This window comes from Caenimonas terrae, from assembly GCF_042655405.1.
GTDB lineage: Bacteria > Pseudomonadota > Gammaproteobacteria > Burkholderiales > Burkholderiaceae_C > Ramlibacter > Ramlibacter terrae_A.
The window spans coordinates 428,618-441,264 of record NZ_JBHSMF010000010.1; the positions used below are offsets into that span (position 1 = coordinate 428,618).

10 protein-coding genes are annotated in these 12,647 nt (G+C 65.3%); 6 read left to right on the forward strand and 4 right to left on the reverse strand.

The features are described from left to right. Window positions 1-4: 4 nt before the first annotated feature. On the forward strand, window positions 5-1,462 hold the full coding sequence (gene cls / locus ACFPOE_RS21270; protein ID WP_376852332.1) for a cardiolipin synthase: 1,458 nt from the start codon (window positions 5-7) through the stop codon (window positions 1,460-1,462). Between the two features lie 386 nt (window positions 1,463-1,848). On the opposite strand, the gene ACFPOE_RS21275 is transcribed toward cls, so the two are convergent. After that, entirely contained in the window at window positions 1,849-2,766 is a 918-nt protein-coding gene (locus ACFPOE_RS21275) for a class I SAM-dependent methyltransferase (protein WP_376852333.1), read from the reverse strand. Between the two features lie 300 nt (window positions 2,767-3,066). On the opposite strand from ACFPOE_RS21275, the gene ACFPOE_RS21280 reads away from it, so the two are divergent. Continuing rightward, window positions 3,067-3,492 (forward strand): alpha/beta fold hydrolase, encoded by a 426-nt coding sequence (locus tag ACFPOE_RS21280; RefSeq protein WP_376852334.1) that lies wholly within the window; start codon window positions 3,067-3,069, stop codon window positions 3,490-3,492. 185 nt (window positions 3,493-3,677) lie between these two features. After that, entirely contained in the window at window positions 3,678-4,664 is a 987-nt protein-coding gene (locus tag ACFPOE_RS21285; RefSeq protein WP_376852463.1) for a Bug family tripartite tricarboxylate transporter substrate binding protein, read from the forward strand. A gap of 67 nt (window positions 4,665-4,731) precedes the next feature. On the opposite strand, the gene ACFPOE_RS21290 is transcribed toward ACFPOE_RS21285, so the two are convergent. Continuing rightward, on the reverse strand, window positions 4,732-5,724 hold the full coding sequence (locus ACFPOE_RS21290; RefSeq protein WP_376852335.1) for an FAD-dependent oxidoreductase: 993 nt from the start codon (window positions 5,722-5,724) through the stop codon (window positions 4,732-4,734). 320 nt (window positions 5,725-6,044) lie between these two features. Here ACFPOE_RS21290 and ACFPOE_RS21295 point away from each other — a divergent pair, with 320 nt between their 5' ends. Continuing rightward, on the forward strand, window positions 6,045-6,707 hold the full coding sequence (locus ACFPOE_RS21295) for a helix-turn-helix transcriptional regulator (RefSeq protein ID WP_376852336.1): 663 nt from the start codon (window positions 6,045-6,047) through the stop codon (window positions 6,705-6,707). Between the two features lie 38 nt (window positions 6,708-6,745). Here ACFPOE_RS21295 and ACFPOE_RS21300 read toward each other — a convergent pair whose 3' ends face one another. Then, window positions 6,746-6,979, reverse strand: coding sequence for a hypothetical protein (locus tag ACFPOE_RS21300; RefSeq protein ID WP_376852337.1), 234 nt, complete (start codon window positions 6,977-6,979; stop codon window positions 6,746-6,748). Window positions 6,980-7,938: 959 nt separating this feature from the next. On the opposite strand from ACFPOE_RS21300, the gene ACFPOE_RS21305 reads away from it, so the two are divergent. Both ACFPOE_RS21305 and ACFPOE_RS21310 read left to right on the forward strand, forming a co-directional pair. After that, on the forward strand, window positions 7,939-10,401 hold the full coding sequence (locus ACFPOE_RS21305; protein ID WP_376852338.1) for a response regulator: 2,463 nt from the start codon (window positions 7,939-7,941) through the stop codon (window positions 10,399-10,401). Window positions 10,402-10,414: 13 nt separating this feature from the next. After that, window positions 10,415-11,599, forward strand: coding sequence for a response regulator (locus tag ACFPOE_RS21310; RefSeq protein WP_376852339.1), 1,185 nt, complete (start codon window positions 10,415-10,417; stop codon window positions 11,597-11,599). Window positions 11,600-11,671: 72 nt separating this feature from the next. Here the strand turns inward: ACFPOE_RS21310 and ACFPOE_RS21315 are convergent, their stop codons facing one another. Then, window positions 11,672-12,604 (reverse strand): response regulator, encoded by a 933-nt coding sequence (locus tag ACFPOE_RS21315; RefSeq protein WP_376852340.1) that lies wholly within the window; start codon window positions 12,602-12,604, stop codon window positions 11,672-11,674. Window positions 12,605-12,647 lie beyond the last annotated feature (43 nt).

The following is a 12,647-nucleotide window of genomic DNA, read 5'->3' on the forward strand; positions in this document are numbered from 1 at the left end:
GTCCATGATCGAGGCGTTCCGCCACTCACTGGCCGTCATCGCATTCGTCGGGCTGCTCCAGCTGGCCGCCATCGCGCGCATCCTGCTTCGGCCCCATCGCGATCCGGCGTCGCGCATTGCGTGGATGGTGGTGGTCGGCACTTTGCCCATGGCAGGCCTGCTGGCCTACCTGATGCTGGGCGAAGTGAACATCGGCCGCCGACGCGCGCAGCGGCTGCATCGCGTCCTCAAGAGCATGCCGCCATTTCCCTGCCGCCCGGCCGGGGACGCGGCAAGCGTCGCGGCGGCGATCGCCGGGCGCTATCGACATCTGTTCGATCTTGGACGGTCGGTCAGCGGCTTCGAACCCGTCGCAGGCAATCGCGCGCAGGTGATGCACGACTCCAACGCCATGATCGACTCCTTGGTGGCCGACATCGATGCCGCGCGGGATCACGTCCATGTTCTGTTCTACATCTGGCTGCCCGATCGCAACGGCCTCAAGGTCGTCGAGGCCCTGAAGCGCGCAGCTGGCCGCGGCGTCACCTGTCGGGTCATGGCGGATGATCTCGGTTCGCGACCGATCATCAAATCAGAGCACTGGCACGCGATGCGCGTGGCCGGTGTGCGGGTGGCCGCCGGTCTGCCGATGGGCCACCTTCTGATGCGCCCATTTCACGGACGCATCGACCTGCGCAACCATCGCAAGATCGTGGTGATTGACGATTGCATCACCTACTGCGGCAGCCAGAATTGCGCCGATCCCGAGTTCCTCGTGAAGGCGAAATTCGCGCCCTGGGTGGACACCGTGATGCGCTTCGAAGGGCCGGTTGCCCGGCAGAACCAGTTCCTGTTCGCGAGCGACTGGATGACCGACGTCGACGAGGACCTCAACGACATGCTGCGCAAGCCGCTGCCAGTGCCGATGGCCGGCGGCGTGATTGCGCAGGTCGTCGGCACCGGTCCGACGATCCGGTTTTCGGCGATGCCCGAGATGTTCGAGTCCCTGATGTTCGCAGCGCGCCGCGAGCTCGTCGTCACGACGCCCTACTACGTCCCCGATGATTCGCTGCAGAATGCGCTGTGCACGAGCGCCTATCGCGGCGTGGACACGTCGATCGTCTTTCCCGCGAGAAACGACTCGTGGATCGTTGGCGCGGCGAGCCGAAGCTACTACGCCGACCTGCTCGCCGCCGGGGTCAAGATCTACGAGTACGAAGGCGGCTTGCTGCACACGAAGTCGCTCACGGTGGACGGCGAGGTCACCTTGATCGGCTCGGCCAACTTGGACCGTCGCAGCTTCGACCTGAATTACGAGAACAACATCCTCCTCCAGGATGCCGCCCTCACCGCAGTGATGCGCGCACGTCAGCAGGACTACATCACGCGGTCCAGGCCTGTCACGCGCGAGATGGTGGCGGCCTGGCCGATGTGGCGCCGACTCTGGAACAACCTCATTGCAACGCTCGGGCCTGTGCTCTGAGACAGCTTGCGGCACTCCCGTGTCGCACGCACCGTCGATGGGGTTGCGTTGCTGCTCCCCCTGGCAGCGGCCAAACCCACAAGCACTCCACGTGTTCCTCGATTGCCAAGCAGATCAGACTCAACACCCCCACCGGTGCATCCAGAAAAGCGCGCCAAGGGCAAGCGCAGTGGCTGAACCAGCATCCACCACTCAAGCGGCGTCAGTTGATTCCGCGTCCGATAGAAGTAGAGGGGCTCTGGAGAGCGAATGCGGACCAAGTCGGGGAGCGCGCGCATCATCTGCAGTACAGCCTGCGCACCGAGACGGCCTGCGTGTGCTGGACTACGTTGGGCCATGAGGTCCGCTGTGGCCGGCACCTGCCGGCCGCGAGTGCGAGTGGCGGTCTAGCGCACACGCGCCCGCGCGATTCGGCTGTGCCCTGAAGTCCGCAGGCCATTGCGGCCATGCGGGTCGTAGCGCGCCACGAGGACGCGATCAGTCAGGTCATCAAGGAGATCGAAGCCCAGCGCCGCCAGTTCCTGCGGGAGCGTGGCGGGATCGAAGCCGCAGAGGAACGGCTCGCCGAGGGCTGCCACCTCGCCCCGCAGGCGCTCGAAGCGCTCGTACGCCTCGCCCGATTCGGGCCTGAAGATCAGGGCGTCGATGTAGGTGAACACCAGTTCGCTGCCGGACGCTGCGCAGCATGCGACGCTGCGCAGCGCCTGCTCGTTCGCCGCGCGCGTCAGGTACATCGTCACTCCCAGCCATGAGAAGAATGCGGGAGCGAGCGGATCGAAATCGGAGCGCGCAAGCACGGCGGCAAGGTCTTCGCTCGCGAGATCGGCGGCCAGGAACCGGGCGGCAGCCGGACGGGCGATGCCGGCCGCCTCGAGGCGGCGCAGCTTGTGCGACTGGGTTGCCGGATGGTCGACCTCGTAGATGCGCAAATCCCGCGCAGCCGCCGGCACGCGCAGTGCATAGCTGTCGAAACCGGCGCCCACCAGCACGTACTGGCGCACGCCGCGCGCGACAGCTTGGTGCAGCGCATCCTCTGTGAAGCGGGAACGCGTGATCACGCCCGTGTAGGAAGAGGTCGCGCGCAAGGTGCGGTCCGCAAGGCTCGGTAAATCCGCTGCGGCTGCGGCGCGTGAGGCTTGCGGCAGGCGTTCCAGCGCGCGCCGTGCGACCGCTTCGCGCACGCTGCTCGGCACGAGCCGCTCACCCCAGGGATCTTGCAGCAGCGGCAGCGGGTCGAGGCGGCCATGCAGCGAGCGCATCAGCGCCGTGATGAGTGCGGTGCGGCTGGGAGTAGAGGCTTCCATCGGGCGATGATGCCGCAAGCGCGAAGCTTGCAGGGCGGGCAGCCCTTCTTTCTATGTCTCGACACCGCGACCGGCTTCGCGCAACGCGTGGCGACGGGCATGGCCGCCGTTGGCCCAGCACCCACCCCGCCCCGTCGCGAACCACAGTGTCAGTCGCGTCATCCTCGTGGCGGTGACGCGTCGGAAGACCGCTTGCGGGGAGTCTCCGCGTCCAGCGTTTTGGGCAATTCTGAGCCGGGACGATGGATTTCAAGTACAAGTTGTGCATGACACACGCTGCTGCGCCACGGTGTCGGACACTTGACCAAGGGGAGGAGCAGGCATGTCGCCCTGCTGGCGGGCGACCGCGATCCGGGCATTTGCGCGGCGATCCTGGTCGCCGCTCCCGGCCGGCCGCTTGGGCTGTTCGATCCGCGGGTGCAGGACTTCCTGATCCACACGATGGCGATCGACCCGGCGCGGGAGATCGCCCGCTACGGCAAGCCGGTCCTCGTGGTGCAGGGTGATCGCAACCTGCAGGTCGGCATGGGGGATGCGATCTTGCTCACGCGCGCTTGCCCCGCCGCCGAACTCGCGTTGGTCACCGACGCCAACCATGTGCTGAAGCGCGTTCCCGGCAGCGGGCGCGCGGCGAACCTCGCAAGCTACGCAGACCCGTCGCTGCCGATGGCAGACGGCGTGGTGGACGCCATTGCGACGTTCATCTTCAAACACACGGTGCTGTAGCGGCCCCTCGGTACTTGCACTGGCTGCAACAGGTGTCAGTCAGGTGCCCATTTCCGTTGGCTGATGACGGCTTCCGCCCCGATGCGGACGTCCCCCGGGATTCCGCTGACGACCAGGCGCCGTCGGGAGGTCCCCTCTTGCACTTGGACCGTGACCTGCCACACTGCCTCGATCCCATTCCGGAGATGACCATGCAGCGTCGCATTTTCCTTGCCGCCGGGGCTTCGGCCGCGGCGAGCCTCGCCGGCCCCGCCTTCGCCCAGGCCGGCATGCCCGACACGGCCCGCTTCATCACGGGCTTCCCGCCCGGAGGCACCTCCGACACCATCTGCCGCCGGCTAGCGGCGCGCATGACGGGGAGCTATGCGCGCTCGGTCGTGGTGGAGAACCGGACCGGCGCCGGCGGCCAGATCGCCGTCCAGGCGGTGCGCTCGATGCCCGCCGACGGTACCAACATCCTGCAGACTCCCATGTCGATGCTGGGGATCTACCCGCACATCTATCGCAAGCTTGCCTATGACCCGTTCGCGGATTTCGCGCCGGTGTCACTGGGCGCGCAGTTCGACTTCGGCTTCGCGGTGGGTCCCGCCGTGCCGGTGAGCGTCACCACGGTCCCGCAGTTCCTGGCCTGGGCACGGCAGGACCCGGCACGGGCCGCGTTCGGTTCGCCGGCGGCCGGCTCCGTGCCCCACTTCATCGGCGCGCTGCTCGGGAAGAATGCGGGCATGGAACTGCGGCATGCCTCGTACCGCGGCTCGCAACCGGCCGTGCTCGACATGATGGGCGGGCAACTGCCTGCGGTTTCGGCGCCCATCGGCGAATTCCTGCCCCACCTGTCCACCGGCAAGATCCGCATCCTCGGCGCATCGGGCGCGGCCCGCAGCAAGTTCGCGCCCGGCGTACCCACGCTGGTGGAGCAGGGTTTCAAGGACATGGCGTTTTCGGAGTGGTTCGGATTTTTCCTTCCTGCGGCCGCGACCCCGGACACGGTGTCGCGCCTGAACGCCGCCCTTCGCCCGGCGCTCGCATCCGCGGATGTGGTCGACGGCTTGGCAGTCATGGGACTGGAGGCAATCTCCTCCACGCCCGGCGAACTCGCGGCACGCCTGAAGTCCGACCACGACCGCTGGGGTCCGATCGTCAAGTCGATCGGCTTCACCGCGGAGAGCTGAGAACCGGGCCGGGAACGGGCCGAACAGCGGGGCCGGCGCCTCACCCAAGCCGGCACATGAGGGTCGCCTACATGGGCGGTGCGAACCCATCGCGACCGACGAGCACGCGCACGGCCGTGGGTTTCGCGTCTTTTTGCTGCGCGGTCACGAGGACATGTGCGCCGGGCAGGAGCAAAGCTTTCTCGTCCTCCTTGCCCGGCTTGAAAGTCACCACCGGCACGTTGGTTGGAACGATGACGATCTTCTCCCCGCCCTTGTAGCGCAGGGTCAGCCGCTGGCCGCCGGGAACCGTCGCCGGGGCCGCCGCCAGGTCTGCCACCGTGGCGTTCGTCATCGTGCTCTGTGGCTGAAGATCCCAAGGGTAGTGTCCCTCGCCGCTGCCACGCGCCGACTCGGGAAACACCAGCACCTCCAGCGCCAGTTGCGTGCCGTCCGGCTGCGGCATGGCCGCGGTGCCAACGAAGCTGCCGGGCTTGATGTCCGCCAGGCTGATCGGCACGACTTCGGTCACGGCCATATCCGCCGGACGAACCAGGGTGATGACCTCGCCGCTGCGCTCCTTCACGGTCAGCGTCGTGGTGTCGACTTTCTCGATGGTGCGGCGCAGGCGCACGGTAGGCGCGGCGGGCGGCGCGGTCTGGGCCAACGACAGGGCGGCGGCAAGGGCGCCCAAGGCAACGAGGAGCGGTTTGAACATGGGCGCTTCCAAGTGGTGTGCGGACCGAGCTGCGGACGGCGCGATTGTGATGCTCCTGCCGTCAACACGCGAGAGCAGGCCGAGAGCCCACACCGGCACGCTCGTTATCAATGGCAGATCGCCTTCAGCTTGGCCCAATCGGCCTCTTGCATGATCGGGGACATCCACCGTGATAGGCACGGCAGCATCCGCTGCATCCAATGGATAGATGCGCCTGGTCAATTGCCGAAGGGCCGTCTTGACCGCACCGCCCGGCGTCGCAGCACGCTCGAGCACCAACACCTTCCAGCCCTTGCTGCTCAGGTGCACGGCAGCAGCCAACCCGTTAAGCCCTGCTCCCACCACGATGGCGTCCCAACCCATACGCATGCTCCGGCTTTGTCGATCGGTCAGTCTAGGCGATGGTTCCGCGCGCGCGACGCACGGCGCACAACTTTGCGAGCTTGGGAATCTTCGGATCGAGCGGGCACCCCTGGCCAAATTGCCTCAACCAAGCCCTGCGCGCCGGCACGGTTGACCGATTGTGTGGAATGACTCCATCGTGCCGGGGCGATAGTCGATCCCGCGCCCAATCGGAATCACGCGCGCGCACACGCACGGGCGTGCGACAGCCGTGGTCCTTCAAGTCGGCGGCGCTGGATACGTCGTGTAGCATCCATCTGCCCAACCCGTAAAGTGTCTGCATGAGTAGTCCCGTCGTCGAGACCGAAGACTCCTTGGTGTTGCTGGAACGCATGGCGTTTCAGTTGAAGGACCACGGGGTCGCGGCCGTTGTCGTGACAGGCGTGATGTGCGGGTCGGGAGGCGAAATCGAAGATCTCGTCGACGTGGTTGCCGCCTTTCCGCCATCGGTGGAACAGCTCGGAGCATTTTTCAGCGTGCGGCACGCGCCAGGTCCGGATGTCGACCCGCGAACGGAACCTCAGGTGAGCTGGCTTGACCTGCAGTCATCGTCGATTCCGGGCCGGGACCAGCTGATCGCCCAGGATCTTCAGTCGGTGATCCGCGTCCGGATGCCGGTGGTCGGCCGGCGCGGATTCGAGATCTTGTTGTTCTCGCGGCACGGGACCTTTCATCACGAGTCGGCGGCGCTTGCGTTGTGGCATGTCATGGGATCGTGGCCCCGGCTGAAGACCGCACTGGCGCTGGAACGCTGCAGACTGACGCTGCGCGAGCGTGAGTGCCTGAGCTACATCTTCCGCGGTTTGACGGCGGCCGAGACCGGGGCCTGGCTGCACTGCACTGAGCGCACCGTCCGGCTTCATCTGAGCAACGCATCGCGCAAACTTGGCGCAAAGAACACCGCTGCGGGCATCAGGAACGCCCTGATGATCGGGGCTCTGTAGCGCACCTGCTCAGCCGCCCGCCGACGGGACGGGCTTGCTCAGAATCCGGCGCCGGTGACCCCGGCGAGTTCCATGCGTGCCATGAAGGCGCCAAAGACCATCCCGCGGGTGAAGCTGCTGGGCGCCGTGTTCATCAACTCCATGAGGTCGGCGGCACCGGCCCGGTCGAGCGCGCCCTCGTCGTACCGGTCGAACCATGCTGGATGCTCGCGGCGAGCGGCGTCGAGGTCACCGGCCGCCGCTGAGAACATGGTGGCCTGGGCGTGCATCATGTCCACAGGGTTGCACATGCAGGCTGGAACATGTGCCATGGACTGCGATGGCGCCGACTTGCTCGCCAAGTGGACCGGTGGCGTCCCGGCCACGTCCTTCGCATGAATCGGAAGGACCGCACCAGAGGCGGCGGTCGCTTCGGAACAATTCGTCATCATCATGGTCTGGGGCCCTCGTTGCGGTTTGCCGGAGTTGGCTGGGGCAAATAAATTGTCAGAGCATGCAATGGGCGCGGTCAACCTGTCCGATCCGACAGGTTCCGTTCAACCTGCAGCTTGTTGCGTGAGGGAAAACCCCGGCGAACTCCAATGAAACAAGCCATTCGCTGGTCAGCTGGCGAGGGTCAAAAAAATCCTGCATCACGCAGAAGCTGCTGCTTAGTTCATGCACTTTCGCAGCTGGTGGATACCCACCTACGGCCGAGCTCGCCTTTGCAGTCGTCGCGTCCCGCCCCGGTGACGGCCGGGCGGTGCGCGTGCATTCGTCAATTCTCCGAAGCGCGAAGGATTGCCAGCCATGCGTTCCCGTTCACGAATGCGCCGGCGTCGGTAGCCCTGCGCGCAACGGCTACTTGTTCCGGCGGGTAGGCCATGCGGGTTCATCCGTCCCGTTCTGTACCACCCCGTCCATTCGGACGAGAAGGACGGGCTGCTTTCGAGGGACAGCAACGCCAGTTACCTCTCAATCCGGGCGGACTGTTACCAGCCGTGTATAAAGGCAGACATGGCTCAGCAATGGGCGCTCGGGTCGACCTGGACGATCCCAGCCACGCCGGCTCGCTGCTGAGGGCAGACATCGTGTGCGCTCTCCTGTGAAGGCGCTGGTGCGAGCGCGATCGGACCTTGCTTTCCGGCGGGAGGGTTTTACGGTGAACAAGCCTTGGCGTTCCAAGTGGTTACGTAGCCTCTACGACAGGTACGAGGCCTACCACGCCTACGGCCCGCCGCGCCTTGTGTACATGAGTTATATCGGCATCGTCGGGTACATCCTGTTCTATCTCATCAGGTTCACCCGACCCAACCCGGATCTGTTCGACGACATCGCATTGCGGGTGGCCGGCCTCGCGCTCTTCGTCGGGCTGGCGTTGAGGGACCGGTGGCCTGACCGGCTCAAGCCCTACTACATCGGCTACTCCTATGTGACGTTGACGCTTTGCCTGCCCGCCATCACCGTGTATCGCAGCCTTGAGCGTGGCGGCGGGATCCCGTCCATCTCGAACTGTTTCATCACGCTGGTGTTCATCGTGTTGCTCACGGACTGGCGCAATACACTAGTGATGCTCGCGGCCGGCACCGGGCTGGCCAGCCTGTTCTACTCCCTCACCCATCCGGCGCCCCACATTCCGATGGACCTCGTGGCGCAGATTCCAGCCTTCGCCGTCATCGTCTTGGGTGGCAACCTTTTCAAGTTCTCCACCGAACAGCTCGAGACAGAACGCAAGCTAAGAGCAACCCAGGCGCTGGCTGGTTCCATCGCGCACGAGATCCGCAATCCGCTCGGCCAGATCCGGCACGTGTTCGACCGCATGCGCCACGAGTTGCCAGCCCCCGGTTCGCAAGCGCAGCCGCAGACCCTGGGGCCGCGCAGCATCGACGTGTTCTATCGCCAGTTGGCAGAAGGCGAGGTCGCGGTGAGTCGGGGCCTGCAGGTCATCACCATGACACTGGACGAAGTCAGTGCCAAGCCGTTGGACAGAGGCGCCTTTGGGCTGCTTTCCGCCGGTGATTGCAGCCGCAAGGCGGTCCAGGAGTACGGGTACGACAGTGACGAACAGAGGACCCAGGTACGCCTGGTGGTGCTCGCCGACTTCGAGTTCCGAGGGGACGAGACAGCCTATCTCTTCGTCCTCTTCAACCTGATCAAGAACTCCCTGTACCACCTGAAGTTGCGCGAGGACGGGATTGTGTCCGTCACGGTTGAGAAGCACGAAGTGCGCATCCGTGACAATGGCCCGGGCCTGACGCCGCTGGCGATGGAGCACCTGTTTGAGCCCTTCCGCTCGGCCGGAAAGGAGGGTGGAACGGGCTTGGGCCTGACGTACTGCAAGCGGGTGATGGCGGCATTCGGCGGGTCCATCGAAGTGCATTCGGCGCTTGGCAGGTTCACCGAATTCACGTTGCGCCTTCCACCGGTGAGCTCGCAGGAATCGCACGATTACAGCGTGGGCGTTCTGCAAGCCGCTCGCTCGACGTTCCAGAACAAGCGCATTCTGGTGGTGGACGACAGTGCTTCGCTGCGTTCCTCCACCGTGCGCAACCTGCAGTCGCTGGGCGCGCACATCGATGAGGCCAGTGATGGCAGTCAGGCGCTTGATCTTCTGGCGGCAAACAAGTACGCGCTGGTGGTCCTCGATCTGAATATGCCGGCGCTCGACGGATATGACGTCGCCGACAGGATCCGCCACGGCAAGGTGCCGCTCAACAAAGATGTCTGCGTGGTCGCCTATACGAGCGAGCCGGAGCGCAGCGTTCGCGTCAAGACCGAAAAGGCCGGTATGGACGGCTGCATCGGCAAGCCGTGTTCGCTGCTGCCATTGCTGCAGGGGTTGATGAGCGCCTATCAGCGACCGACGGCGCGGTGCCGGCCCGGCGGGACGCTGTTGTCCGGCCGCCAAGTCCTGCTTGCTGACGACAACCTCTACAACCGCAAGGCAATGGCGGCGTACCTGCACGATGTTGGAATCGACGTGACGGAGGCGGCGCATGGCCAGGCCGTCCTAGACCTACTGGCGGCCGGCGGCGCAATGTGGGACGCGGTCCTATTGGACCTGAGCATGCCAGGCAAGGGCGGCCTGGAAACCGCCTCGGAGATCCGGCGCGGAAAGACCGCAAGCGCGAATGTTCCCCTCATCGCGCTGACCGCACATTCCGACGAGGCGACAGTCACCGCGGCGCGCGAGGCCGGCATGAATGGCTTCCTGATCAAGCCGGTCGACCCTGGCGTGCTTTACCAGATGCTGCGGGACGTTTTGGCCCACGGTGCTGTTGCCGGTCCCGAGGACGTGGCCACGCGCGAGCAGCTCGCGGCGATCGCCAGCCCGAACGCGGCGCTCGAGGATCCTTCGGCGCTCCTGAACATCAAGCGCCTGGAGTCGTTCCGCCGCATCGGCTTGGTGGACGAACTGCTGCGCGATTATTTCAAGGAGTCGGCGCGACTCATCGCCGTCCTGGAGGAAGCCAGCGACAAGCAGAACGAGCAGCTGTGCCGCGACGCGCTCCACTCCCTTCTGGGAATGAGCGCAGACGCGGGCGCTGCTTCGCTGCACCAGCTGGTACGTCGCATCTACGTGCCGCTGGTGGAGGACAAACGTTGGCCGCCACAAGACGGTTGGCTGGAGCAGATCCGCGCGCGGGCGGCCTGCACCGACGCGTCGCTTCGGGCCTATTGCCAGTCGTCCGATCCCGCCGTTGGCGTGAAATAGGTTCCCTTCGTCCATGCCAACTGCTGATTCGCACCTCGAGGCTCGCTCGATCCTCTTCGTAGACGACGAGTCCGCTGCGCGCAAGTGGTTTGTTGCTTTGTTTGGCGACGAGTTCACCATCGTCACTGCATCGACCGTCCCCGAAGCGCTGGACATTCTTGCGCAGCGGGGCGAAGCATTCGCCGTTCTGCTGACGGATTACCGCATGCCAGAGCAGGACGGCATGAGCCTGCTGCGAAGGGTGCAGCGGGACTTCGGGCACCTGGTGCGAATCCTGGTGACCGCCTATGCCGAGAAGGACCTCGCCATCGCTGCGGTGAACGAGGGGCGCGTGATGCGGATCCTGGAGAAGCCACTGGAGGAGGACGACACCCGCGCCGTGCTGCGCGAGGCGCTAGCGTTGCACCGGACGCGGGCACTGGAGCATGCACTCAATGAAGGCCGCGTCTCGGCGATGCGCGAAACGCTGGGCTTTCTGGCGCACGAACTGAACACGCCACTTGCCACGGTCCGCAACTTCGTGCACGCCGTGGAACAGCGGCACCTTGCCGGTGCCGACATCCCACCCGGGATCGTGCAGTTCGCCGAGAACCGGCCAGGCCAGGTGATGAACGCGCTACGCGATGCAGGTGCGCGCGCGTTGTATTGCCAGTCGCTGGTCTCGACGTTTGTCCAGTCAGCCCGGGATGCGTATCCAGGGGCGGCCAGCCCGTCGATCAGCGCGGCTGGCCTGGTGCGGTCGCTGCTGCAGGAGTTTCCTTTCGCAAGCGATGAGCGCTCGTCGGTCCAGAGCTGCATCGAGGAGGACTTCGACCTTCCGGGGCGCCGGGATCTGCTGTACCTTGTCCTGTGCACCCTGACCCGAAACGCCCTGCTGGCGCTTCGCGATCGGCAGGGTCCCCGACTGCGGATTCAGGTGGGTTTCGATGGGTCGCGGGGTACCCCGCGTCGTCCCTGCATTGCGTTTGTCGACAATGGCCCGGGGATCGCACCTGAAGTCCTTGCACGGCTGTTGCGCGAGCCCGTCACGACCCGTGCGAAGTCCGGTGGCACGGGAATGGGCCTGCTGTTCTCGCAGCGCGTGATGCAGTCACTGGGAGGTGCGATCGAGGTTCTTTCGCCACCGGGCCAGGGCGCGACGATCAGGCTCTGGTTCACACCCACCGGCGCCGGCTCGGGGTGGCCAACGTTGGCGTGAAGAATCGAATTCCGGCTTGATGCGTTTTGCTTGTCCACAGGATCTGTGGACAAGCCGTGGTCTTCGATCCAGTTATGCGGGCGCCTGGTGGCCCGCCTGCCTGCCCTGCCTGGTCGCCGGTCGAAGGCCATCTGGAAGATCTCGCACTTCGAACACGGCAGCCGCCAACCGTGGCCGCTCCTGTAGTTCGGTGGCGGCCTGGGCTCTCGCCTGGCGATCGATCTGGGATGCGAAATCCAGATCGACGATCATGTCCCCACGCAGGACCGAGCCGATCACTGCGTCGTCCCAGCCTTCAGCCTCGAGCCCTTCGGCCAGTTCCCTGCTGGTTTGTTCGTTCTCCAGCTGCACCCACAGGACGCTGCCGTCGGCGGTGACGCAGACCAGACCCTGGGGCTGTGGGACCAGCACCCATTCAGTGACGTGATGCCCCTGCAAGAGATCGTCAAGCGCCCTGACGACCGGGCCCGTGGCCAGCTGGCGGCGAAGCTCGGTCGGCAGACGTTCCAGCAGGACTTCGCTGCGGCGATCGCACGACACATCGATCTGGGCCTGGATCTGGGCCACGAGTTCATCCAGCAGGTGAGTGGCTTGCTTGGGAACATACTGCTCGATCGCTCCGGCATTGAACGCGCTGATCGCCATCGCCTGGTCTGCCATGCCGGTGAGCAGCAGGCGCTGCATTCCGGCCATCCGGAAGCGCTGGCACAGGTTTACCCCGTTCTCGCGCGGCATTCCGAAATCGGCCACGAGGAGCGCCACGATGTCAAAGCGCACGGGGCTGGCAAGGTACTCGAGGGCCGCACTGACCGCGGCCGACCCCACCAGGCCGTTGCGCAAACTGATCCTGGACAACAGTTCACGCTCCTCCTGCAGCATTTTGCGGCTGTGCTCAAGCACCAGGCCGAGGCTGTCTGGTTCTACGTGGTAGCTGGCCGCCATCCAATCGGGAATGACCAGCTGCAACGCGTCCAGATAAGGTCGGTCGTCGTCGATAAATGCCACTTGGGAAGTGGTCTTCAGGGGAAGGAATTGAGCTCGGGCCATT